The sequence below is a fragment of the Nonomuraea sp. NPDC049129 genome (genome assembly GCF_040648495.1).
Taxonomy (GTDB): Bacteria; Actinomycetota; Actinomycetes; order Streptosporangiales; family Streptosporangiaceae; genus Nonomuraea.
Map to the genome: position 1 here is coordinate 106,851 of NZ_JBEZDU010000025.1, position 23,602 is coordinate 130,452.

The window sequence follows — 23,602 nt, forward strand, 5'->3', positions numbered from 1 at the left end:
TTTCCTTATCCACGGGGGGTTTGTCGGGATTCACTGCTTGACGCTTCCGGTAGCGAGGCCCGACTGCCAGAACCGCTGGAGCCCCAGGAAAGCGATGATCAACGGCACGATCGACAGCAGGCTGCCGGTCAGGATGAGCGTGTAGGTGGCGTCACCGGCACCGGAGGTGCCGCTGTTGGCCTGGGCGTTCCACTGGTTGAGGCCGACCGTGAGCGGGAACCAGTCCGGCGAGTTCAGCACGATCAGCGGCAGGAAGTAGTTGTTCCACGTCGCGACCAGCGCGAAGAGCAGGACCGTGACGAAGCCCGGAGCGAGCAGCCGCAGCGCGATGGTGCGGAAGATCCTGAACTCGCCCGCGCCGTCGATGCGGGCCGACTCCAGGATCGAGTCGGGCACCGCGTCGGCCGCGTAGACCCGCATCAGGTAGAGGCCGAACGGGCTGCACAGCGCCGGGATGAGCACCGCCCACGGGGTGTCGACGATCCCGACCCGGCTGAACAGCAGGTACGTCGGCACGGCGAGGGCCGTGCCCGGAATGGAGATGCCGCCCAGCACCACCGCGAACAGCAGCTTGCGGCCCGGGAACTCGTATTTCGCCAGCGCGTAACCGCCCAGGGTGGCCAGCAGGGCGGCACCGCCCGCGCCCACCACGGAGTAGAGCACGGTGTTGCCGAACCAGCGCACGAAGATGCCGTTGTTGTAGCTCAGGGTCTCGCCGATGTTGGCGAACAGGTGGAAGTCCCCGCCGAACCAGAGCCCGAAGGTCGAGAACAGGTCCCCGCCGTTCTTGCTGGCGTTGGCCAGCAGCCAGAACAGCGGCAGCACCGCGTACGCGAACATCACCAGCATGATCACCGTGAGGGCAGGACTCTTCCCCCGGCGCCGCGCCTTGGTGGAGTGGTGCGCGGCCTGCCCGCCCGTGGTGCGGTTCGCCTCGGCGACGGCCGTCACAGCGTCTTCTCCCTTCTCGCCGTGATGATCTGCACCGCGTACGCCACGACGATGGTGACGACGCCGAGCAGCACGGCGACAGTGGCCGAGTAGTTGATCTGCTGGCCGTTGAAGGCGAGGTTGTAGGCGTACATGTTGGGCGTGTAGCTCGTCCCGATCACCGCGGGCGAGAGCTTCTGGAGGATGTTCGGCTCGTTGAAGAGCTGGAAGCTGCCGATGATCGAGAAGATCGTCGCCACGAGCAGCGCGGGACGCAGGGCGGGCAGCTTGATGCTCCAGGCGATGCGGATGGCGCCCGCTCCGTCCATCTCGGCCGCCTCATAGAGCTCGGTCGGTACGGACCGCAGCGCGGCGTACAGGATGATCATGTTGTAGCCGACGAACTCCCAGGTCACCATGTTGCCGATGGAGGAGAGCATCCAGGAGCGCGAGAGCAGGTCGGGGACCGCGACGTCTAGGGCCTTGCCGATCTGGCCGATCAGGCCGAACTGGTCCCCGTACATGTAGCCCCACATGAGGGCCGACACCACGGCCGGCACCGCGTACGGCATGAAGATCGTGATGCGGAACAACGACGGCCAGCGCAGCCGACCGCTGTCGATGGCCAGCGCGCAGCCCAGGGCGATGAGCAGCATGACGGGCACCTGCACGACCAGGAAGAGCGCGACGCGGAGCAGGCCGGCGCCGAACAGCGCGTCGCCGATGGCGCGGGTGTAGTTGGCCACGCCGGCGAAGACCGTGCCGCCGATCATGCGTTCCTGGAAGAAGCTGAGATAGATCGCGTACGCCAGCGGCGCGACCACCGCGACCAGGAAGACCACGAAGAACGGCAGGAAGAAGGCGTAGCCGGCGACGCGCAGGCGCAGGACCGGCCGGGCGAGACCGCCGGGCGCGGTCACCGGCCCGGCTGGACCGGCGGGCGCGGTCATCCCGTACTCCTGCCGTGGGATGTTCGCGCTGCCACGAAGACTGGCACTGAACTCTCCTTGTCGGGGCATGGCGATCCATGGACCGCCCCATTACCTGCGCCACCGTGGAGCGCTCGGTGCTGTGATCGCGAGACTCCGTGTTTACGTGAACATGGCGAAGATGTCCCGTAGTCTCCATTCGCCGCAAGAACATGTCAATAGGTAACCCAAAGTTAACACAAATGCCTGATTTATCACCGTTTATGACTACATGTCGGCTAGGGCAGCGGCCTATTGACGGATGGGTCATGTTCACGTAAACATCGTGCGAGAGTTTGCACGACAGCAAGCCCATCGGATGACCAGAGGTGCCAGTGGACGGGGCGACCCAGAAAAGCGTGGCGGCACGGCGCTCGCCCAGGCGGCCGTCCATGGCCGACGTCGCCGCGATGGCCGGAGTCTCCAGTCAGACAGTCTCCCGGGTGGTCAACAACCGCAGCAACGTGGAGGAAGAGACCCGCCAGCGTGTCCTGTCGGCCATGCGCGTCCTCGGCTACCGGCCAAACACCGCCGCCCGCGCCCTGGTCACCGGCCAGTTCCGCACCCTGGGCCTGATCAGCTTCGGGCTCGGCAGCTTCGGCAACGCCCGTACGGTCGACGCCGTCACCAAAGCGGCGCAGCGCGCCGGCTACACCGTGAACATGATCGCCGTCGAGTCGCAGACCGAGCGGGCCGTGCACGAGGCGTTCGACCAGCTGACGGTGCAGGCCGTCGACGGCATCGTGGTCATCGAGGCGCAGATCCTCGACACCCCGGCGCTGCGCCTGCCGCCGGACGTGCCGGTCGTGATGGCCGACGGCGACGTCAGCCTCCGCCACCCGATGGTCGACACCGACCAGGCCCTCGGCGCCCGGCTCGTCACCCGTCACCTGCTCGGCCTCGGTCACGAGACGGTCTGGCACGTCGCCGGGCCCGAGGACTCCTATGCCGCGCGACGCCGGGCGGAGTCCTGGCACGCGACGCTCAAGGAAGCGGACGCGGCGGTGCCCCAGATGCTGTTCGGCGACTGGAGCGCGGCCAGCGGCTACGAGGCCGGCCGCGTCCTGGCCCGGCGGCCCGGCGTGACGGCCGTCTTCGCCGCCAACGACCAGATGGCCCTCGGCGTGATGCGCGCGATGATCCAGGCGGGACGTCGCATCCCTGAGGATGTGAGCATCGTCGGTTTCGACGACATCGAGGAGTCGGCCTACCTGTCCCCCTCGCTCACCACTGTCCGGCAGGACTTCGACGTGGTGGCCGAGCGGATCGTGTCGCTCATGATCGACCAGATCGAGACCGGTACGGCTCCCGCCGCCACCGCCTTCGTCGCCCCTCAGCTGATCGTCAGGGAGAGCACCGGCGCACCGCCGCCGACCGGCTGATCCGACCAACCCCAGCACGCCCCACACCGACGAAAGTCCCACCAACCGCAGCACGCCCACAGCGAAGAAACGTCCCCGCCGAAGAACGTCCCACCCGCCGCAGCACGCCCCGCCGAAGAAGGGAGGAGCGGCGGTCCTCGCCCGCCGAGGCCGCCGCGCCGACGATGAACGCCGTACCTCACGATGTCAGGCCGGGCTCCGGGACCACCGGCGCCCCGTCCCCGGGCGACCGGTTCTGGCGCCGGCTCGGCGGCGTGGCCTTCGGCGGCGACTACAACCCCGAGCAGTGGCCGGCCGAGACCAGGGCGGAGGACCTGCGCCTCATGGCCGAGGCCCGGGTCAACCTCGTCACCGTCGGGGTGTTCGGCTGGGCGCGCGTGGAGCCAGCGCGCGGCGCGTACGACTTCTCCCTGTTCGACCAGGTCCTGGATGACCTGCACGCGCACGGGATCACCGCCGACCTCGCCACCATGACGGCGTCCCCGCCGCCCTGGCTCGTCCACGAGCACCCGGAGATCCTGCCGGTCACCGCGGACGGGACCGTGCTGGGCCCCGGCGGGCGGCAGCACTTCTGTCCGTCCAGCCCGGTCTACCGGGAACGGGCGGCGCTCCTGGTGGAGCGGCTGGCCACGCACTACCGCGACCATCCGGCTCTCGGGCTGTGGCACGTCGGCAACGAGTACGGCTGCCACATCGCCGCCTGCTACTGCGAGGTGTCGGCGGCCGATTTCCGCCGCTGGCTGCGCGAGCGCTACGGCGACGACCTGGAGGCGCTGAACGACGCCTGGTCAACGGACTTCTGGTCGCAGCGGTACGCCTCCTTCGACCACGTCCAGCCACCCCGCGCGGCTCCGACGTACCCCAATCCGGCCCAGCAGCTCGACTACACGCGCTTCGCCAACGAGGCGCTGCGCGACTGCTTCGACCTGGAGGCGGGCATCCTGCGGCGGGTCACTCCCGAGGTGCCGATCACCACGAACTTCCTGGGCGGCCTGAAGGCCGTGGACGTCTTCGACTGGGCGCCGCGGCTGGACGTCGTGGCGGTCGACTCCTATCCCGACCCCCACGACGAGCGGCCGCATCTGGCCCCTGGCCTGGTGTACGACACGATGCGCGGCGCCGGGGGCGGGCAGCCGTGGATCCTGATGGAGCAGGCGCCGAGCGCGGTCAACTGGCGGGGCAGGAACGCGATCAAGCAGCCCGGCCAGATGCGGCTGTGGAGCTGGCAGGCCGTCGCGCAGGGCGCCGACGCGATCCTGTACTTCCAGTGGCGGCAGTCACGCGGCGGCGCCGAGAAGTTCCACTCGGGCATGGTGCCGCACGCGGGGGCCGACAGCAGGGTCTTCCGCGAGATCGCGGCGCTCGGCCGGGAACTGGCCTCGGTGCCCGACCTGCCCGGCACGCGGGTCCGCAACCAGGTGGCGATCCTGCTCGACTGGAACAGCTGGTGGGCGCTCGAACTCGACTCCCACCCCTCCGACGGTGTGCGGCAGGAGGAGCGCCTGCTGGACCATTACGGCCCGCTGTTCGACCTCGGGGTCGGCGTGGACGTCGTGCCGCCCTCGGCCGAGCTGACCGGTTACGCGCTCGTCGTCGTGCCGAACCTGTACCTCCTGTCGAGCGCGGACGCACAACGCGTCTCGGCGTACGTGTCCGGCGGCGGCGCGCTGGCCGTCTCCTTCTTCAGCGGGATCGTGGACGAGCATGACCGGGTCCACCTGGGCGGCTACCCCGCGCCGCTGCGCGAGGTCCTCGGGGTCCGGGTCGAGGAGTTCTGCCCGGCGGCCGAGCACGAGCGGTTTCCCATCCGCGGTCACGGAGTGCTTTCGCACCTCGAAGGGGTCGCCGACCTGTGGCGAGAGGACCTGCATCTGGCCGGCGCCGAGCCCGAGCTCGTCTTCGACTCCGCCGACTGGGCCGGGCGCCCGGCCGTGACCAGGCACGAGTTCGGCGCGGGGATCGCCCGCTACCTCTCGACCCGGCTCGACGCGGTCACCATGCGGGCGGTCCTCGGCCGGGCGCTCGCCGAAGCGGGAGTGACGCCCGTCGTCCAGGGGCTGCCTGCCGGGGTCCAGGCGAGCGTCCGCGCCGGAGCCGGGCGCCGCTTCCTGATCCTGCTGAACCACACCGGCGACAAGCACGACATCGCCCTCGACGGCGAGTGGACCGACGCCCTGGACCCGTCGGACGAGGGCGTCGCCACCGTCACCCTGCCGCCTTCGGGCGTCGCCGTACTCCGTGCGGTGGATTAGGCGGCATCCCTTCAGCGGATGATGCGGGCCCGCGCCCGGAGCAGTGCCGCCACGATCGCCTCCTCGCGGTCGGGGTCGAGGCGGACGAGGGGGATGGAGCAGCTGAGCGCCTCGCTCGGCACGGGTCCGAAGTCCAGGGTGACGGCGAAGCAACGCAGCCCGAGAGTCGATTCCTGCTCGTCGACGGCGTGGCCACGGCGCCGGATCTCCTCGAGTTCGGCGCGCAGTGCCGCCCGGTCGGTGAAGGTGTGGACGGTGCGCGGCTCCAGGATCTCCGGCAGGAGTTCGTCGACCTCCGCCCAGGGACGCCCGGCGAGGATCGCCTTGCCGAGGCCGGTGGCCCAGCACGGCAGGCGCCGGCCGGGACGGGTGACGACGGCCAGGGAGTGCCGGGAGATGTTGGTGGCCAGATACACGATCTCCATGCCGTCGAGGCGGGCCAGGTGGACGGTCTCGCCGAGTTCGTCGTTGAGCTCGTTCATCACCGGACGGGCCCGCTGGACGACGTCGTCCCGCTCGACGTACGACATCCCGGCCCGCAGCGCGCGGATGCCGAGCCGGTAGCGACCGGCGCCGTCGGTCTCCACCCAGCCCGTGCTCACCAGCGTGGTGAGCAGCGCGTAGCCGCTGGCCCGCGGCAGGCCCAGCGCGGTGGTCAGCTCGCGCAGTGAGCACGTCTTCGGGGCGGAGCTGAGGTGTTCGAGCACCGCGATGGTCCGCTCGGCCGATTTGACGCTGCGGACACCTCCCCCGGTCTCGGCGGATTGAGGTAACGAGTCCGGGGCGTATTGCGTCATCGACCACCTCTTGACGTTTGGTGAAACACCCACTTAATGTCTCGGCTACAAATATAGATGCTGTCTCCATATGTAGACAAGAGGTTGCTGTTGATGTCCCCCGCAGTCACGCGAGTCGCCGCTTCCCTCTCAGGCTTGCTCGCCTTCCCCGTCACACCGTTCACGGAGTCGGGGGACGTGGATCTGTCCGGGCTCAAGGCTCATCTCACGGACGTGCTCGCCGCGCGGCCCAGCGCGATCTTCGTCGCCTGCGGGACCGGGGAGATGGCGTCGTTGACGGCCACGGAGCACCAGGCGGTGGTCAAGGCCGCCGTGGAGCACGTCGCGGGAACGGTCCCGGTGCTCGCCGGGGTCGGCGGCGGCACGCGGACGGCCGCCGAGTTCGCCCGCGCCGCGCAGGCCGCCGGGGCCGACGCCTTGCTGGCGCTGCCGCCGTACCTGCAGGTCGGCCCGCCGGCCGGGCTCGTGGCGCACTACCGGGAGGTGGCCGCCGCCACGGATCTGGACGTGATCCTCTACCAGCGCGGTACGGCGCTGTTCTCCCCCGAGGCGGTGGCCGAGCTCGCCGAGGTGGACAATATCGTCGCGCTGAAGGACGGGCACGGCGACATGGAACTGCTCCAGCTCATCCAGACCGCCACCGGCGGACGGCTGCCCCTGCTGAACGGCATGCCGACGGCTGAGATCTTCGCCCGCTCCTACGTCGGCCTCGGCGCCCGCGCCTACTCCTCGGCGGTGCTGGCCTTCCTCCCGGAGGTCGCCGTCGCGTTCTTCCACGCTTTCGAGAAGGGCGACGACGCGACTCAGGACCTCCTGCTGCGCGAGTTCTACGCCCCTCTCGCCGCACTGCGCAACACGACGCCCGGCTACGCCGTCTCTCTCGTCAAGGCCGGCCTGGACATCCGCGGCCGCTCCGCCGGGCCCGTCCGCTCGCCACTGGCGCAGGTCACCCCGGAGCACCGCGAGCAGCTCGCCCGCATCATCGACCGCGGCCTTTCCGCCCTCAGCGCGGCATCTGTCGCATAGCACGTGGCCTGCCCCGGCACCAGGAGCAGGCGATTTCGGAGGAATTATGATCAACCCCCCAAGCCGCCGTCAGGCGGCCTCTGCCCTCTTGGCGCTGGGCACCCTGCTGTCAGCCGGCGCCTGCTCGGTCGCGAACAGCGGCCCGGAGCCGTCGGCCGGCGGCGGCGCGGCGGCGAGCACCGTCCGCATCGTGCTGCCCGAGGAGCCGCCCACGCTGGAGCCGTGCGACGCCTCCCTCACCGCGACCGGGCGCGTCACCCGGGCCAACATCACCGAGGCGCTGACGGAGCGTGACCCGAGCTCCGGTCAGCTCCAGCCGGCGCTGTCCACGGAGTGGAAGCAGGACTCGCCCACCGAGTGGACCTTCACCCTGCGCAAGGGCGTGAAGTTCCACGACGGCACCGCGTTCGACGCCAAGGCGGCCGCCTTCTCCATCGAGCGCACGCTCGGCTCCAAGGTCGACTGCAACGTCAACGGGTACGTCTTCGGCGGCATCAAGCTCACGGTGACGGCCGCGGACGACGTGACCCTCAAGGTGAAGACGGCCAAGCCGGACCCGATCCTCCCGCTGCGGTTGTCCTTCGTCGAGATCGTGCCGACCACCACGAACGCCACCGGCAAGGTCCGGGAGCCCGTCGGCACCGGCCCGTACAAGATCGCCAAGTGGGACGCCGGCCGCAGCCTGCGCCTGGAGCGGTTCGCCGGATACTGGGGCAAGGCGCCGGACTTCGCCGCGGCCGAGTACGTCTGGCGTGGTGAGGGCAGCATCCGCGCGGCCATGATCAAGAGCGATGAGGCGGACATCGCCGTCGGGCTCGCCCCCGAGGACGGCGCCGGCGACTCGGCCGTGCAGTTCCCCAACAACGAGACCTCCTACCTGCGCATCGACGCCGCCAAGCCGCCGCTCAACGACGTTCGCGTGCGCCAGGCGATCAACTACGCCATCGACAAGGACGGGCTCGTCGCCTCGGTCTTCGCCGGGCTCGGCAAGCCGGCGGGCCAGCTCGTCCCCGAAGGCGTGACCGGTCACAGCTCGGCCATCCAGCCCTGGCCGTACGACATGGCCCAGGCCAAGAAGCTGATCGCGGAAGCCAAGGCGGCCGGCGTCGCCACGGACACCCCCATCACGATCATCGGCCGGAACGGGATCTACCCCAAGGCCGCCGAGGCGATGGAGGTCGTGCAGAACTCGCTCACCGAGGCCGGGCTCTCGGTGAAGATCCAGATGCTCGACGTGAACGCCTGGCTGGAGTACCTGCTGCGCCCGTTCCCCAAGGACGCCGGCCCCACTCTGCTGCAGGCCCAGCACGGCAACCAGGCCGGTGACGCGGCCTTCACCATGGGCCAGATCTACGGCAGCAAGGGCGCGCAGAGCAGCTTCGGCACCCCCGAACTGGACGACCTGATCAGCGCCGGTGAGCAGGCCTCGGGCGAGGAGCGCCAGACGGCGTTCGCCAAGGCATTGGAGTTCCAGAACAAGGACGTCGTACGCGACGCCGTCCTGGCGCACATGACCGGCATCCTCGCCCTGTCGAAGAAGGTCACCTACAAGCCCAACGCCGCCACGAACGACGAGATGCGCCTCGCCGAGCTGCACCCGGCCGGCTGAAAGGAGCAGGTGTGCTGACCTTCCTGCGGCGTCGCGTCACCTCCAGTGCGATACCGCTGGTCGTGGTGGTTCTCGGCGTGTTCTACCTGGCCCGCCTGACCGGCGACCCGGCGAACCTCTACCTGCCGCTCAGCGCCACCGCTGAGATGCGGGCGGAGTTCGCCGCCCGGCACGGGTTCGACCAGCCGTTGCTCGTCCAGTTCGGTGACTACCTGGCTCAGGTGGTCCGGCTGGACTTCGGCGAGTCGCTGCGGACCGCCGAACCCGCCGCCAACGCGGTGCTGCGGGCGTTCCCCGCGACGCTGCAGCTGGCGGGCGCCACGATGATCCTGGCGATCCTCGGCGCGGTCGTCGTCGGGAGCTGGGCGGCCTACCGCCCGAACTCCCTGGCCGACCGGGTCGCCAGCTTCACCTCGACGACCGCGGCCAGCATGCCGGATTTCTGGTTCGCCATCATGGGCGTCCTGGTCTTCTCCGTGGCGCTCGGCTGGCTGCCCACCTCGGGCACCGAGGGCGCGGCGGCGTGGGTGCTGCCGGTGCTCACCCTGCTGATCCGGCCGTTCGGCGTGCTGGTGCAGGTGGTGCGCGGGGCGATGGTCACGGCGCTGTCGGCGCCGTACATCAAGGTGGCCCGGAGCAAGGGCGCGAGCGAGCTGCGGGTGGTCTTCGGCCACGCGCTGCGCAACGCCGCGCCGCCCGCGCTCACCGTGGCCGGTGACCTGGCGGTCGGGCTGGTCAACGGGGCCGTGGTCGTCGAGACCATCTTCGGCTGGCCGGGCATCGGCAAGCTGATGATCACCTCGATCCTGCAGCGCGACTTCGCGGTGCTGCAGGCCGCGGTCCTGGTGACCGCGATCACCATCTTCGCGCTGAACATCGTCATCGACGCCTGTTACGCGCTCCTGGACTCCCGAGTCCGTCAGGGGGTGACGGCATGACCAGCCTCGTGGAGGCTCCTCCCGCCGCTCGGCGGATCACCTGGTGGCGGCTGCTGCTGCGGGACCGGTTCGCCTGCCTGGCGGTGGTGATCCTGGTGATCGTGATCGTCGGCGCCGTCGTGGGGCCGATCCTGCTCGGCGACCTGGCCGTGAAGCAGAACCTGCGGGCGGTCAACCGGCCGCCGTTCAGCCTCGACGACGGCTTCGCGTTCGTGCTCGGCAGCGACTCGCTCGGCCGCAGCCTGCTCGCCCGGCTCATCGTGGCCAGCCGTACGACGCTCTCCGTCGCCATCCCGGCCGTGGCGATCTCCCTGGTCGTCGGGTCGGTCTGGGGCATGTGGGCGGGCTACCACCGAGGCTGGCGGGAGAACGTCTCCATGCGCGTGGCCGACGTCATCCTCAGCTTCCCCTCGCTGCTGCTGGCCGTGGTCGTGCTGTACGTCTTCTCCCCCAGCGCCGGGAACATCGTCCTGGTCCTGGCCATCGCCCGCATCCCGGTCTACCTGCGGGCCGCGCGGGCGGAGTCGGCCGAGCTGCAGAGCCGGTTGTTCGTGGACGCGGCGCGGACGTTCGGCACCAAGAGCTGGGCGATCATCGGCAGGCACGTGGCACCGACCGTGCTGCCCACCCTGTTCACCGTCGCGACCCTGGACTTCTGTTTCGTGATGCTGACCGAATCGTCGCTGAGCTTCTTGGGCATCGGCATCCAGCCGCCGGACATGAGCTGGGGCCTGATGGTCGCCCAAGGGCGGCAGGTACTGCAGAGCGCCTGGTGGATCGCCGTCTTCCCCGGAGTCGCCATCGTGGTGACGACCGTCTCGGCGACCGTCCTCGCGTCCTGGGCGCGCCTGGCCATGGACCCCGGCCAGCGGTGGCGGCTCACCCTGCCCCGCTCTCGCCGCAAGAACTCCCGCCCTGAGAACAAGGAGGTGCGCGCGTGAGCGAGTCGAACAGCACGGAGGCCGGGCGCCCGGTGCTGGAGGTGGATCGGCTGGCGGTCGACATCCGCACCCCTTCCGGGACGGTACGCGCCGTACGCGAGGTCAGCTTCTCCGTCCGCTCCGGTGAGACACTGGCGCTCCTGGGCGAGTCGGGCTGCGGCAAGAGCATGACGGCGCAGGCCATCGTCGGCCTGCTCGACCCGGTGGCGCATGTGGCGGGCGGCGCCGTACGCCTGGACGGCACGGACATCCTCACCCTGCCGCCGGCGCAGCGCAGGCGGCTGGCCGGGCCCGGCCTGTCCATCGTGTTCCAGGACGCGCTCACCGCGCTGAACCCCGTACAGACGGTCGGCGCCCAGCTGGCCGAGCCGTTCAGGATCCACGAGCGGCTTTCGCGCCGCGCGGCGCGCGAGCGGGCTGTCGAGCTGATGGAACGGGTCGGCATCCCCGAGGCCGGCGCCCGGGTGAGCGCCTATCCGCACCAGTTCTCCGGCGGCATGCGTCAGCGGCTGCTCATCGCGCTGGCGATGGCCCTGCACCCCAAGGTGCTGCTCGCCGACGAACCCACCACCGCCCTCGACGTCACGGTGCAGGCCCAGATCATGGAGCTGCTGCGCGAGCTGCGCACCGAGCAGCAGACGGCGCTGATCCTGATCACCCACGACCTCGCGGTGGTGGCCGAGCAGGCCGACCACGTGGCCGTCATGTACGCGGGAAACATCGTCGAGACCGGGCGGGTGGCGGACGTGTTCGCCCGGCCGCGCCACCCGTACACGCGCGGGCTGCTCGACTCGGTGCCCGCCGAGGTGGCGCGCGGCGTCACCCTGAAGTCCATTCCGGGCAGCCCGCCCGACCTGCACTCGGTGCCCTCGGGCTGCGCCTTCCGCGCGCGCTGCCCGATGGCGAGCGACGTGTGCGCGGAGCAGCGCCCCGTCCTCGTCGAGGCCGGACCCGGTCGCCTGTCCGCGTGTCATCACTGGAAGGAGCTGACCGATGACTGACACATCCGCTATGGAGGCGCCCCTGCTGGACGTGGCAGGGGTGAGCAAGACCTTCCACGTGGCCCGCGGTGCCTCGGGCAGCAACCGGCTGCGCGCGCTGGACGGGGTCGACCTGCGGCTGGCCCGCGGCGAGACGCTGGGCCTGGTCGGGGAGTCCGGCTGCGGCAAGTCGACGCTCGCCCGGGTTCTGCTCATGCTGGAGCGCCCGGACCAGGGCCACGTCAGGTTCGAGGGTACGGACCCGTTCGCGCTGCGCGGCAAGGAGCTGCTGAAGTGGCGGCGCCGGGTGCAGATGGTGTTCCAGGACCCGTTCGCGTCACTGAACGCCCGGCTGTGCGCCGAGGACATCGTCGGCGAGCCATGGCGGACGCACCGTGACCTGGTGCCGATGAAGGAGCGCGGGAAGCGGGTGGCCGAACTCCTGGAGATGGTGGGGCTGCGGGCGAGCGACGCCCGCCGTTACCCGCAGGAGTTCTCCGGCGGTCAGCGTCAGCGCCTGGGGATCGCCCGCGCGCTCGCCCTCGAACCGGACGTCATCGTGTGCGACGAACCGGTGTCGGCGCTCGACCTGTCGGTCCAGGCGCAGGTGCTCAACCTGCTCACCGACCTGCAGGCCCGGCTGGGCGTGTCGTACGTGTTCATCTCCCATGACCTGTCCGTCGTCCGCCATGTCGCCGACCGGGTCTCGGTCATGTACCTCGGCAAGATCGTCGAGACGGGGCCGACGAAGCAGGTGTTCGACCAGCCGCGCCATCCGTACACCGCCGCGCTCATGTCGGCGGCGCCGGTCCTCGACGTCACCGTGGGGGCTCGGCGGGAGCGGATCCTGCTGCAGGGCGAGGTGCCCTCTCCGCTCGACCCGCCGTCGGGCTGCCGGTTCCGTACGCGCTGCTGGAAGGCTGAGGACGTCTGCGCCCAGGTGGTGCCGCCGCTGGAGCCGTACGGTGACGACCCGCCGCACTGGGCCGCGTGTCACCTCCCGCTCCAGGAGGTCGCGGAACCCGGTTGATGAGACCGTTGCTGGGGTGAGACTCTCAGGCGCTCGGTCACCTGACGATCGCTCCTGTCCACCCAGCTAACGGCGACACAGCCGGAGGTATCGATGGCGAGATTGACCCTCATCCATCCTGATGACGCGACCGGGGACGCGGCCAAAGTACTCGCGGCCCTACCGGTCAAGCTCAACATCTTCCGCATGCTGGCGCATGCGGAGTCGTGTGTGCTCCCGCAGGTGCGGCTGGGCACGGCCATCCTCAGCAGCCTCGACCTCGGGCATCGGCGGCGCGAACTGCTGATCCTGCTCGTCGCGCGGATCGAGGGCGGCGCCTACGAATGGCGGCAACATGTGCCGATCGCCCTGGGAGTCGGCGTTCCGCAAGCGCAGATCGACGCCATCGAACACGCGAATCTCGACGACGAGGTCTTCGACGACGCGGAGCGGGCGCTGCTCGCGTTCGGGAAGCAGGTGATCGAGGCCGTCCGGGTCGAGGACAGCGTGTTCACGGAGGTTCGACGACACTTCTCGGAGCGGGAGATCGTCGAGGCTATCCTGGTGATCGGCTTCTACATGACCATGGCACGGTTGACCGAGGTGACGGAGACCGATCTCGACCCGGCCTCGGGAATGACCGTGTTCGACTCCTTCCAGCCCCGGGACACGTCCGCATGAGCCTCGTCGGCGCCTTCGGATCGCTGATGGCCGAGGCGCCGACAGGTACTCGCCGCTGCGGGGAGCACTCGCAGGACATATTCTTGACCCGTCAACAAAATTCGCAACGCGGCGGACCGTAGACATCTCCGCGTCCCCGCTCTGGAGACGAACATGACCGATCGTGCCGACCAGATCATCGACGCGCTGCGCAGCGGCCACGATCATCTGGCCACGCTTGTCCGCGGCCTCGCGGCCGACGACCTCACCCGGCCGTCCGGCGCGTCGGAGTGGGACGTGTCGCAGGTGCTCAGCCACCTGGGCAGCGGCGCCGAGATCAACCTGGCCGGCCTGGAGGCCACGCTCAGCGGCACCGCCGGCCCGGACGGAGACTTCAACAAGTCGGTCTGGGCCCGCTGGGACGCGATGTCCCCGGCCGAGCGGGCCGAGGGCTTCCTGACCGCGAACGAGGCGCTGGTCAGCCGCTACGAGAGCCTCGACGCGCAGACGCGCGAGGAGCTGCGGATCAACCTCGGCTTCCTGCCGGTCCCCGTGGACGTCGCGACCGCGGCGGGGCTGCGGCTCAGCGAGTTCGCTCATCACTCGTGGGACGTCGAGGTCGCCTTCGACCCGGCGGCGACCCTGGCCCCCGCCGCGGCCGGGCTGCTGCTCGACCAGGTGGGCATGCTCATCCACTTCATCGCCAAGGCCGACGCCCTCGCCGGACGCCAGGTCGGCGTGGCCATCCGGACCACCTCGCCTGAGCGCTCCTTCGGGCTCGTCGTGGGTGACGCGGTCAGCCTCACCGACGAGCCGGCTCAGCCCGACGCCGTACTCAACGCGCCGGCCGAGTGGTGGCTGCGTCTCACCACCGGCCGCCACTCTCCCGAGCACACACCGAGCGTGGTGACCCTCACGAGCGACAGCCTCACCTTGGACGACCTGCGCCGGATCTTCCCCGGCTTCTGACCCGCCAACTGATTCGATTTTTGACAGGCACGGCCGTCGCCCGATAGACCCGCGTACGTTCCGTTACCATAGGCCGACACACAGTGTCGGACGGAGCAGATGCGCAATCCCCCACGCGAGCTCGCCCTCGTGATCGGCGCGGTGGCCGTGCTCAGCGCGGTCTTCACCGTGCTGGCCGGCATCTACGTCAACTTCGCCACCGACGGCCAGCCCCAGCTCAACCCGGCGCACATCCTGCCCGCGATCGTCTTCGCCTGCCTGGCCGCCGCGCTCCCGCCGCTGGGCGGCATCCTGCAGTCACGCTGGACCAACCGCTCGGCGACCGCGACCGATCCGTTCACCGCGCACGACCTGCCCACGTACAAGCGGCTGCTCAAGGACCTGCGCTGGGATGCGCGCGCGCCCAAGCTCGCCGAGCTCCAGGCGCGGGCCGCCCGGCGGGAGCTCGCCTTCGACCGGACAGACCTGGAGAAGGTCACCAAGCAGCGCACCGGCTGGCTCAACGACGTCAAGAGCGCCGAGCCGGTCATCCGGGCCTTCCTCCTGGTGCACGACGTGCCGGACGCCACGGTGGACAAGTGGCTGCGGTCCTACCGCAGGCTGGCCGATCCCCAGCCGTCCCGGCCCGCCCGCCGCAAGAGGCTGGTCATCAGCACGGTGGTGTCGGTGGTGTTCGCGACCGCGGCCTTCCTGGCCTATGTGGTGTACGTCGACGCCTACATCCCCGAGTCGCTCAAGCGCTCGAACGTGCTGATCCTCTCCCTGTACGCACCCGGCAAGCCCCTGGTCGTCAACACCTCCACGGCCGCTCCCCCGCACGCCAGACTGGGCGGCTCGGCCATCAACACGGTCCCCACCGAGGCCCAGCGCTGGGACCTCGAACCGGCCAAGCACGACGGCGCGTTCTTCCACCGGATCCGCAACCGCGTGAGCGAGCGCTGCCTGACCCCGGAGGCCCGGCGCGTCACCGAAGGGATCTTTCTCACCGAGGCGGACTGCGACGGCTCCGACGACCAGCTCTGGCGGCTGACCGGCGACCATGCGATCACTATCGCCTCCCCCAGGGGAAACCTGTGCGCCGAGCCCAACCAGAGCATCGCCGACCCAGGCACCCCGCTGATCCTGCTGGCCTGCGCGGCCGACCGGCCCGGCCAGCGCTGGCTGGTCACCACCCGCCCGCCTGATCTCGGCAGCTCGCTGGCCAGCTCGGAGAACGGCGTGTGCCTGGACGCCACGGGCGCCGCGGACCTGATCACGTGGACCTGCCACGGCGGCGTCAACCAGGCGTTCAGCTACCGGCCGAGCGCCCAGGGGACGTACGCGATCACGATCATGGGCGGCTGCCTGACCGCCACCGGCCCACCGGACCGGCGGCGCCCGTCCCGCGAGCCCTGCTCGGACTCCGCCGGTCAGCTCTGGCGCTTCAACTACCGCTCGGCGTACAAGCGGTGGCATTACTGGGAGGTCCAGCACGTCGCCAGCGGCCTGTGCCTGCAACTCGAGCCCGACGGGGCCTCGCTGTCGCTGCGCCCGTGCACCCGCGCGAACGTCCAGCAGTGGCGCACCCCCGACTGGCTGAACCCACCCAACACGCCCACCCACCCCGCCGTCCCGTAACCGCCCAACGAGCCTGCTCGCCCCGCCGTGCCGCACCCGCCCACCACGTCGTCCTGTAGCTGTGCTCAGCGCGCCTCCCGCCGCAGGCCGCACGGGCGGCCGACCATGAGGGGATGTCGGCCACCAACCGCCTGCCCATCCTGAGCCTGGCGCTGGCCTCGGGCTCCATGGACGCCTTCACCTTCCTCGCCCTGGGCCAGGTCTTCACCTCGAACATGACCGGCAACCTGGTCCTGCTCGGCGTGTCGGCCGGCCGTGGCCGCCTCTCCGAGGCCCTGGGCTCGCTGGTGGCGCTGATCGCCTTTACCTGCGGCCTGGTGGCCGCGTTCCGGTTCACCGGCGAGGCCACCGGCTGGGCCGTCCGGATCAGGCTGGCCGTCGCCGCCGAGCTGGGCCTGCTGATCGCGCTGGCCATCGCCTGGGCCCTGTCCGGCCCGCACCTCCCGCTGATCGCGACCGCCGCCCTCGCCATGGGCGTCCAGAGCGCGGTGACTCATCGTCTGCGGACCTTCATCGGCTCGACGACGTTCATCACCGGCGCGCTGACCAGCTCGTTCTCTCGCCTCCTCACTCCCGAGGACGGGCAGCCGCACGTTCCCGAGCTGGTGGCCGTGCTCTTCGCCCTGGCGCTCGGCGCGGCCGCCGCCACGGTGAGCCTGCACCTGCTTCCCGCGGCGGCTCCGGTGATCGCGCTGCTGGCCGTGGCCCTCGCTCTGATCACCGGTACGAGCTGACGCCGCCCGATCAGCCCTCGGACAGGACCGCCCGCAGCCGGGTGACGAAGGACTTCGGGTCGTCGGCGAAGCCGATGTGGCCGCCGGGGAACATCGTCGGCTCGATGCCGAGTGCCGCGGCGAGCGCGATCGAGGTGCGGTCGCAGAGCTGGCCGGCCGAGTCCTCGCCGATGCCGATCACGACGCGGGTACTCGCGGCGCGCAGAGCCGCGAAATCGGGCTGCCAGTGGACGGTGGCCCGCATCTCGTGGGCGAACCAGCGGCGTTCGTCCGCGACCTGCCGCGGGTCGCGGTCCCCGCCGAACATCATCCCGATCGCGTCGTCCGGGATGGGGATGTTGGCCTGAGCCATGAACTTCCGCCAGGCCCCTATGACATCACCCGCGAGGTAGGTGGCGATCTGGTCGTCGGCCCCGGCGTAGAGCTGCTCGCGGTCCTCGAGCGGGTCGACCACCGGGGCTTCGTGGGCGATGACGGTGTGGGCCTGCTCGGGGTGGGCCTCGGCGAACGCCAGCGCGGTGACGGCGCCGCCGCTGGAGCCGAAGATCGCGGCCGGGCCGGCGTCTAGGTGGGTCAGGAGCCGGGACAGGTCGTCGGCGCGCAACTGCGGGGTCGAGTCCTGGTCGGGGTCGTGGAGAGGGCTGCGGTTGATGCCGCGTGGGTCGGTGGTGAGCACGGTGTGGTCGGTGGCCAGCAGCTCGGCCGCCGGGGCGAAGGAGTCGGCGTTCATCGGGGCGCCGACGAGCACCACCAGGGGGCCCTCGCCCCGTACCTCGTAGTACAGGCGGGCGTCAGGGACCTCAAGGGTGTTGTGCATCGGAGTTCTCCTGGTCTGGAGGTTGGTGGTCGGTCCAAGAGGTGACTCCGGTGATGGGGCAGAATCGTCGCTTGTGAGCGAAGTCTTTTCCGCCACGTCGGCGGAGGATGCCGAAGACCTGGTCCGGGCGCGTACCGGGGACGATGCCGCGTTCAACCGGCTCGTGGAGCCGTTGCGCCGGGAGCTGCACGCCCACTGCTACCGCATGCTCGGCTCCACCCACGACGCCGACGACGCCCTCCAGGACGCCCTGCTGCGGGCGTGGCGGGGGCTCGCCCGTTTCGAGGGCCGCAGCTCGCTGCGCTCGTGGCTGTACACCGTGGCCACCCACACCTGCCTGGATACCATCGAATCCAGGGGTAGGCGAGCCCTGCCGATGGACCTCGGCCCGTCCAGCGATCGCGCCGTGCTCGGCGACGCCCCGCTGGCCGACGTCGCCTGGCTGGGCCCTTACCCAGACGCGGGCCTCGGCGCGGGCGGGCCGGCCGCGCGCTACGAGCAGCGCGAGGCCGTCGAACTCGCCTTCGTCGCCGCCCTGCAGCACCTGCCGGGCAACCAGCGCGCGGCGCTGCTGCTCTTCGAGGTCCTCGGGTTCTCCGCCGCCGAGATCGCCACCACGATGAACACCTCCACCACGTCGGTGAACTCCGCCCTGGCGCGCGCCCGCAAGATCGTCGCGGAGAAGGTGCCCGCTCCGACCCAGCAGCGAACGTTGCGCCAGATCGACGACGCCAGGGTGCGGGAGATCGTCGCCGGTTACTCCACCGCGCTCGAACGCGGCGACGCCGACGCCCTGGTCGCGCTCCTGACCGAGGACGTCACCTGGTCGATGCCGCCGCTGCCGCACTGGTACCACGGCCTGGATGCCGTCGCCGACTTCGCCACGCGGATCCCGCTGACCGCCTGCGGCAGCTGGCGGCACCTCCCGGTCACCGCGAACGGCCAGCCCGCCGTGGCCTGCTACCTCCGGAACGACGGCTCCGGCGCGCACCTCGCCTGGTCGATCAACGTGCTGACCCTGCGCGGCGAGCGCATCCGCGAGGTCACCTCGTTCATCGGCGCCGAGCACTTCACGCCCTTCGGGCTGCCCGCCGCACTGCCCTGAGATGGTCAGGGGCGCCGATGGCGGTAGTGGTGGACGGCCAGGGCGACGGCGCACGCGATGGTGGCGAGCCCGAATCCGATGCCGACGAAGACGTTGGGGCCGATGTTCGAGGTCACTATGTTGAGGACGGCGCTGATCGCGAGCAGGAGCCACAGCACGGGACGGAACATCCCGCGCCGAGCGTCGGCGGACTGTGCCGGACGGGCTGCCTCGGAGACGTTCAGGATGTCGGACATTAAGGATTCGGACATGAGGTGCTCCTCACTCGATGGGCTGTCACACATCGAAGCTACGGACGATCACCGCTGAGGACGATCCCACCAACGGGACAAGCCGGGTACAGCAGGCTGTACTCCTCGGCCGATGATCTGCCGACCGCCCAAGTGATGCCCTATTGTCCTGGGCTGAGGAGGCGCCGCCCGGGCGATCTCCTGGGCCAGGGAGGTGCCGCATGCCGACCGACGACCCCACGACCGGCCGGCGGGCGGCCCGCTGGGACGCGTTCGCCCTCGCCCGTGCCCGAGTCGTCCTGGACGCGCTCGAACGCCTCGTCGGCGGGTTCGGCACCTCGTTCCTGGCGTTGATCGCCTTCGCGCTGGTGATCGCCACAGCGGTGACCAGCCTCGTCGGCGTGGGCCTGCTGCTGGCGCCCGTCACGCTGCGCGTGGTGCGGGTCGTCGCCGACCGGGAACGCGGGCGGCTCTCCCGCTGGGGTCCGGAGGTCGTCGGCCCAGAGCCGATACCGCACGGGCTGCGCGCCGCCCTCGCGGACTCGGCCGTACGCGGGGAAGTGGGCTGGGTGGCGACGCATGCCGTCTTCGGGCTGCTTGTCGGAGCGATCGGTCTCTCGCTGCCCCTCTACGCGGTGCGCGACATCCCCTTCCCGTTGTACTGGCGGCTGCTGCCACCGGACGTGGCGGCCACGTCGGCCAGTGGGCTCTGGACCGTGCAGGGCTGGCCCAGCGCCCTCGCCGTCTCCCTGCTGGGCATCGGCTGGATCGTCATCACCGCCACGATCATCCCGGGAATGGCGCGGCTGCAGGCCTGGCCCGGCCGGCGGCTGCTGGCGCCCGTCTCCGGAACCGACCTCGCGCTGCGGGTCGTACAGCTCACCGCGACCCGCGCCGCCGCACTCGACGCGCACTCCGCCGAACTGCGGCGCATCGAGCGGTCGCTGCACGACGGGACGCAGAACCGGATCGTCGCCGTCAACGTTCTGCTCGGCGCGGCCCGCCGGGCTCTGACACGCGACCCGGCCAGTGCCGAGGCCATTCTCGAACGTGCGCAGGACGCCGCCGAGCAGGCACTCGCCGAGCTCCGCGGGGTCGTCCGCAGCATCCTGCCGCCGGTGCTGACCGACCGGAGCCTTTCGGACGCGCTCACCGGTCTGGCCACGGCCTGCCCGGTGCCCTGCCGGATCGACGCCGACCTGCCCGTCCGGTGCGCCTCCTCGGTCGAGGCGACGGCCTACTTCGTGGTGGCCGAGACGCTCACGAACATCGCCAAGCACAGCCGTGCCGGGCGCGCCGACGTCCTGGCCCACCTCCAGGACGACCGGCTCCACCTGCGGATCACCGACGACGGCCAGGGCGGCGCGGACGAACGCAACGGGTCCGGGTTCGTCGGCATCCGCCAACGTACCGAAGCACACGATGGGACATTCATGCTGACCAGCCCACCCGGTGGGCCCACCACCGTGACCGTGAGCCTGCCATGCGGATCGTGATCGCCGAGGACGACCCGCTCCTGCGCGAAGGGCTCGCGCTGCTGCTCCGCGCCGAGGGGATCGACGTCGTGGCCACCGCCGGTGACCCCAGCGGCTTCCTGGACGCCGTCGGGGCCCACAAGCCGGACGTCGCGATCGTCGACGTACGGATGCCGCCGACCCACACCGACGAGGGGATCGTCGCGGCCGTCGAGGCCCGGCGCCGCCAGCCGGACCTGGCCGTGCTCGTGCTGTCCGCCTATGTCGAGCAGGCGTTCGCCACCGAGTTGCTCTCCCATGGCAGCTCCCGCCTCGGGTACCTGCTGAAGGAGCGGGTCGGGCGAGTGGACGAGTTCCTTGCCGCGCTGCATCGGGTGGCGGACGGGGGTACGGCCATCGATCCGGATGTCGTCGCGCAGCTGCTCGTACGCACCCGGCCCGACACCCGGCTGGAGCGCCTCAGCCCGCGCGAACGCGACGTGCTGGCCCTGATGGCCGAAGGTCTGGGCAACGCCGCCATCGCCGAGCGGCTCTTCGTCACTGATGGCGCCGTGCACAAGCACATCCGCAGCATCTTCGCCAAGCTCGACCTGGCGCCCACCGACCGGGCGGACCGGCGCGTCACCGCCGTCCTGCACTACCTGGAGGACGCCAACCGCCGGGTGTGACCCGGATGTCACTTGCTGGGCTGGGGTGTCTCACAGTCGATCTTCGGGTTCATGCCGACATAGTTGAGAGGGCCGGCCACGATCGTCACGGCGATGGTGGCCAACTTGTTGCAGTTGTCGACCGGTCCTGAGTAGTAGTCACGCTGGCCCGCCGCGAAGGCGCCGACGATCAGCCAAAGGATCACCACTACTGACGCTAAGCGCATCGGTTCTACCTCCATCATTCGGCCTTGGTCACCAGTCTCTCCCCCTGGCGAGGCCGAGAAAACGGACAGTTTTCCCACCGTCCGTCACTGAAGCGGGACCTTCGGCGACTTTCTGAGCGGAGGCCCGCCAGTCGTCAGGTCCTTGACCTGGCCGGTGGTGCTGGTGGCCGCCAGAGCGACGGCGAACAGGATGAGCTGGTTGAGCAGCTTGAGAAACACCAGCATCCCCACCGCTCCCGCGACCACCTGGTAGGCGGGGTTGGCCGCGGTGAGGTTGAGGTAGACCTGCCCGAGGGTCTTGAGGATCTCCAGGCCGAACGTGATGACGAGGGCCGGGCCGATCACCCTGCGCAGCGGCAGGTGCAGCCGGGGCGGGGCGGTCAGCAACGCCATGGCCAGCAGGGTGTTGATGCCGAGACCGATGACGAACGCGGCCGCGGACAGCACCCACTGGGCCCAGTCGGCGTCCGTGCCCACCGTGTGGACGGCCAGCCAGCTCAGCAGCCACTCGGCGGCGAAGGCGAGGGCGATCGACAGGAAGAGCAGCACACCGAGCCCGGCCACCACGCCCAGGTCGATGAGCTGGCGCAGGATGAACCTCCCCGGATACTCCTCGATCCGCCAGATCGCCCTGCTGGCCGAGCGCAGGGCGTCCATCCAGAAAAGGCCCGTCAACGGCAGCGCGACGAACGCTACCGCCCCGGCCGTCGCCCGCGCGTCGATCAACGCCTGGACGTCCAGCCGCGGGAAGTTCTCGCTCAGATAGTGCCGCACCGCCTCCAGCACCGGCGGATAGTCCAGATACCGGCCGAGAATGGCGAACCCCAGCAGGGCGAGCGCGAAGGTGGCGAAGAAGGAGTAGTACGTGAGGGCGGCCGACAACCGGCCGGCGTCCACCTTGTCATAGCGGATCAGGGCCCGGACCAGATGATCCAGCCAGCCATGACGACTTCTCGCCCGAGCCCAAGCCGCCGGCAACCGTCCGAGCTTGCTCACCGTACCGTCCAAAACCGCTCGATCTTCAGGCTGAGCCTCTACCCGGGCGTGCGTCGAATCATCCTGGCCGCACCTTACTGGGCGGCCAGGATCCGTGCCTATCAGGAGCGGAGGTGAGAGGCTGGAAGACGTGAAGCCGGATCGGGGACCCCTCTGGGGGCTGGTGCCACCAACGCTGGCCAAGCTGGCCGCCTGGAGCGCCTGCTTGATCCTCATCGGCTTCGTGGCCAACTACATAGTCAACATCGTGGTGCTGATGCACCTCATCGCCCTGCCGGTCGCGGTCGCGCTGCTGCTGACCGCGCTGCTGTTCCCCCTCACCAGACGGCTGCGCGCGATGGGTCTGCGGCCGATCTACGCCACGTGGATCACCATGCTCGTGGCGTTCGCCGTGGTGGCCGGGACGGGCTGGGTCATCGGTGTCCGGGCCAACGAGGAGTTTCCCGGCCTGGTGAAACAGGTGCAGCAGACCGCCAAGACGATGGAGGGCTGGCTCTACACCGGCCCGCTGCACGTGAAGCCGAACCAGCTCAGCAACTGGGTCGACGACATCGCCAACCTGGTCACCGAGCAGCAGCGGCAGATCACCTCGACCGTACTCGCGGGCACCGTGGTGCTGCTCGAAGCGCTGGCCGCGACCGTCCTGCTGCTCTTCGTGACGTTCTTCCTGCTCAAGGACGGGGACCGGATCTGGGCGTGGTTCCTCAAGGCGTTCGGTACGGTCGCGCCACGGGTCGATCGCGCCGGGCGCACGGCCTGGGTCACGCTCTCGCACTACGTACAGGGCACCGTGGCCGTGGCGGCGGTGCACGGCATCCTCATGGGCATCGTGCTCGCGGTCATGGGCGTCCCGCTCTGGGCGGCGCTGGCCGTGCTGATCTTCCTGGCCAGTTTCATCCCAATCGTCGGTATCTTCTTCGCCGGAGCCGTCGCGACGCTGGTCACGCTCGGCGCGAAGGGTCCGATCTACGCGCTCATCTTCGTCGGCATCCTGGTCGTCGAGCAGCAGTTGGAGAACCACGTCCTCCAGCCGCTGATCGTCGGCCGGGCGCTCCACTTCCACCCGCTGGCGATCATCATCGTGCTCTCCGTCGGCGGCATCCTGGCGGGGATCGCGGGCGCGATCGTGGCCGTGCCGATCGCGGCAATCCTGTACCGATCGGTGCCCGAACTCTTCCGGGACGAACCGCTCCCGCTCCCACCCGTGCCGGAGCCGGAACCACCACCGCACCACGGCAAACCCGCCCAGACCGCCGGCGGACCAACGCTGCCGACCGGGTGACGCGATGATGC

The 23,602-nt window shown here is 70.2% G+C and carries 23 protein-coding genes; 16 read left to right on the forward strand and 7 right to left on the reverse strand.

What is annotated here, in order from left to right; translation table 11 throughout:
* Nucleotides 1-30: 30 nt before the first annotated feature.
* Both AB0B64_RS48315 and AB0B64_RS48320 read right to left on the reverse strand, forming a co-directional pair.
* Nucleotides 31-951: a carbohydrate ABC transporter permease gene (locus tag AB0B64_RS48315; RefSeq protein WP_358193282.1), complete on the reverse strand. Its 921-nt coding sequence runs from the start codon at nucleotides 949-951 to the stop codon at nucleotides 31-33.
* The gene (locus AB0B64_RS48320) at nucleotides 948-1,880 is read right to left on the reverse strand and encodes a sugar ABC transporter permease (RefSeq protein ID WP_357939420.1); all 933 of its coding nucleotides are present in this window, start codon (nucleotides 1,878-1,880) and stop codon (nucleotides 948-950) included. The genes AB0B64_RS48315 and AB0B64_RS48320 overlap by 4 nt, the downstream gene beginning before the upstream one ends.
* A 410-nt stretch (nucleotides 1,881-2,290) precedes the next feature.
* Between AB0B64_RS48320 and AB0B64_RS48325 the strand changes: the two genes are divergently transcribed.
* Both AB0B64_RS48325 and AB0B64_RS48330 read left to right on the forward strand, forming a co-directional pair.
* Nucleotides 2,291-3,280, forward strand: a complete 990-nt coding sequence (locus AB0B64_RS48325; protein WP_357939418.1) for a LacI family DNA-binding transcriptional regulator — start codon at nucleotides 2,291-2,293, stop codon at nucleotides 3,278-3,280.
* A gap of 164 nt (nucleotides 3,281-3,444) precedes the next feature.
* Nucleotides 3,445-5,532 carry a beta-galactosidase gene (locus tag AB0B64_RS48330; RefSeq protein ID WP_358193313.1) on the forward strand — a complete coding sequence of 696 codons (2,088 nt, stop codon included), beginning with the start codon at nucleotides 3,445-3,447 and terminating at the stop codon, nucleotides 5,530-5,532.
* 11 nt (nucleotides 5,533-5,543) lie between these two features.
* On the opposite strand, the gene AB0B64_RS48335 is transcribed toward AB0B64_RS48330, so the two are convergent.
* Nucleotides 5,544-6,329 (reverse strand): IclR family transcriptional regulator, encoded by a 786-nt coding sequence (locus AB0B64_RS48335; RefSeq protein ID WP_358193326.1) that lies wholly within the window; start codon nucleotides 6,327-6,329, stop codon nucleotides 5,544-5,546.
* 93 nt (nucleotides 6,330-6,422) lie between these two features.
* On the opposite strand from AB0B64_RS48335, the gene AB0B64_RS48340 reads away from it, so the two are divergent.
* The 10 genes from AB0B64_RS48340 (at nucleotide 6,423) to AB0B64_RS48385 (ending at nucleotide 16,812) form a co-directional block, all read left to right on the forward strand.
* The gene (locus AB0B64_RS48340) at nucleotides 6,423-7,355 is read left to right on the forward strand and encodes a 5-dehydro-4-deoxyglucarate dehydratase (RefSeq protein WP_357939412.1); all 933 of its coding nucleotides are present in this window, start codon (nucleotides 6,423-6,425) and stop codon (nucleotides 7,353-7,355) included.
* A gap of 46 nt (nucleotides 7,356-7,401) precedes the next feature.
* A complete protein-coding gene (locus tag AB0B64_RS48345; RefSeq protein ID WP_357939410.1) occupies nucleotides 7,402-8,964 on the forward strand; it encodes an ABC transporter substrate-binding protein in 1,563 nt (520 codons plus the stop codon).
* 11 nt (nucleotides 8,965-8,975) lie between these two features.
* Nucleotides 8,976-9,902 carry an ABC transporter permease gene (locus AB0B64_RS48350; protein ID WP_358193345.1) on the forward strand — a complete coding sequence of 309 codons (927 nt, stop codon included), beginning with the start codon at nucleotides 8,976-8,978 and terminating at the stop codon, nucleotides 9,900-9,902.
* Nucleotides 9,899-10,843 (forward strand): ABC transporter permease, encoded by a 945-nt coding sequence (locus AB0B64_RS48355; RefSeq protein ID WP_357939406.1) that lies wholly within the window; start codon nucleotides 9,899-9,901, stop codon nucleotides 10,841-10,843. Before AB0B64_RS48350 ends, AB0B64_RS48355 begins: the two co-directional genes overlap by 4 nt.
* Nucleotides 10,840-11,844 carry an ABC transporter ATP-binding protein gene (locus tag AB0B64_RS48360; RefSeq protein WP_358193365.1) on the forward strand — a complete coding sequence of 335 codons (1,005 nt, stop codon included), beginning with the start codon at nucleotides 10,840-10,842 and terminating at the stop codon, nucleotides 11,842-11,844. Before AB0B64_RS48355 ends, AB0B64_RS48360 begins: the two co-directional genes overlap by 4 nt.
* Entirely contained in the window at nucleotides 11,837-12,853 is a 1,017-nt protein-coding gene (locus AB0B64_RS48365) for an oligopeptide/dipeptide ABC transporter ATP-binding protein (protein ID WP_358193377.1), read from the forward strand. The genes AB0B64_RS48360 and AB0B64_RS48365 overlap by 8 nt, the downstream gene beginning before the upstream one ends.
* Nucleotides 12,854-12,946: 93 nt before the next feature.
* Nucleotides 12,947-13,513, forward strand: coding sequence for a carboxymuconolactone decarboxylase family protein (locus AB0B64_RS48370; protein ID WP_358193394.1), 567 nt, complete (start codon nucleotides 12,947-12,949; stop codon nucleotides 13,511-13,513).
* A 153-nt stretch (nucleotides 13,514-13,666) separates the two neighbouring features.
* Entirely contained in the window at nucleotides 13,667-14,461 is a 795-nt protein-coding gene (locus tag AB0B64_RS48375) for a maleylpyruvate isomerase family mycothiol-dependent enzyme (protein ID WP_357939398.1), read from the forward strand.
* A gap of 99 nt (nucleotides 14,462-14,560) precedes the next feature.
* Complete coding sequence (locus AB0B64_RS48380; protein ID WP_358193413.1) at nucleotides 14,561-16,078, forward strand: ricin-type beta-trefoil lectin domain protein; 1,518 nt, start codon at nucleotides 14,561-14,563, stop codon at nucleotides 16,076-16,078.
* A 113-nt stretch (nucleotides 16,079-16,191) separates the two neighbouring features.
* Nucleotides 16,192-16,812 (forward strand): YoaK family protein, encoded by a 621-nt coding sequence (locus AB0B64_RS48385; RefSeq protein WP_358193422.1) that lies wholly within the window; start codon nucleotides 16,192-16,194, stop codon nucleotides 16,810-16,812.
* Between the two features lie 10 nt (nucleotides 16,813-16,822).
* On the opposite strand, the gene AB0B64_RS48390 is transcribed toward AB0B64_RS48385, so the two are convergent.
* Nucleotides 16,823-17,629, reverse strand: coding sequence for an alpha/beta hydrolase (locus AB0B64_RS48390; RefSeq protein WP_358193436.1), 807 nt, complete (start codon nucleotides 17,627-17,629; stop codon nucleotides 16,823-16,825).
* Between the two features lie 73 nt (nucleotides 17,630-17,702).
* Between AB0B64_RS48390 and AB0B64_RS48395 the strand changes: the two genes are divergently transcribed.
* The gene (locus AB0B64_RS48395; RefSeq protein ID WP_358193446.1) at nucleotides 17,703-18,734 is read left to right on the forward strand and encodes a sigma-70 family RNA polymerase sigma factor; all 1,032 of its coding nucleotides are present in this window, start codon (nucleotides 17,703-17,705) and stop codon (nucleotides 18,732-18,734) included.
* Nucleotides 18,735-18,739: 5 nt separating this feature from the next.
* On the opposite strand, the gene AB0B64_RS48400 is transcribed toward AB0B64_RS48395, so the two are convergent.
* Complete coding sequence (locus AB0B64_RS48400; RefSeq protein ID WP_358193458.1) at nucleotides 18,740-18,985, reverse strand: hypothetical protein; 246 nt, start codon at nucleotides 18,983-18,985, stop codon at nucleotides 18,740-18,742.
* A gap of 200 nt (nucleotides 18,986-19,185) precedes the next feature.
* On the opposite strand from AB0B64_RS48400, the gene AB0B64_RS48405 reads away from it, so the two are divergent.
* Together AB0B64_RS48405 and AB0B64_RS48410 are read left to right on the forward strand one after the other, a co-directional pair.
* Entirely contained in the window at nucleotides 19,186-20,460 is a 1,275-nt protein-coding gene (locus AB0B64_RS48405; RefSeq protein ID WP_358193465.1) for a sensor domain-containing protein, read from the forward strand.
* Complete coding sequence (locus AB0B64_RS48410; protein ID WP_357939384.1) at nucleotides 20,448-21,107, forward strand: response regulator transcription factor; 660 nt, start codon at nucleotides 20,448-20,450, stop codon at nucleotides 21,105-21,107. The genes AB0B64_RS48405 and AB0B64_RS48410 overlap by 13 nt, the downstream gene beginning before the upstream one ends.
* Nucleotides 21,108-21,115: 8 nt before the next feature.
* Here AB0B64_RS48410 and AB0B64_RS48415 read toward each other — a convergent pair whose 3' ends face one another.
* Nucleotides 21,116-21,292, reverse strand: a complete 177-nt coding sequence (locus AB0B64_RS48415; protein ID WP_357939382.1) for a hypothetical protein — start codon at nucleotides 21,290-21,292, stop codon at nucleotides 21,116-21,118.
* 105 nt (nucleotides 21,293-21,397) lie between these two features.
* Complete coding sequence (locus tag AB0B64_RS48420) at nucleotides 21,398-22,309, reverse strand: YihY/virulence factor BrkB family protein (RefSeq protein ID WP_357939380.1); 912 nt, start codon at nucleotides 22,307-22,309, stop codon at nucleotides 21,398-21,400.
* A gap of 130 nt (nucleotides 22,310-22,439) precedes the next feature.
* On the opposite strand from AB0B64_RS48420, the gene AB0B64_RS48425 reads away from it, so the two are divergent.
* The gene (locus AB0B64_RS48425) at nucleotides 22,440-23,591 is read left to right on the forward strand and encodes an AI-2E family transporter (RefSeq protein WP_357939378.1); all 1,152 of its coding nucleotides are present in this window, start codon (nucleotides 22,440-22,442) and stop codon (nucleotides 23,589-23,591) included.
* The last annotated feature ends 11 nt before the right edge of the window (nucleotides 23,592-23,602 follow it).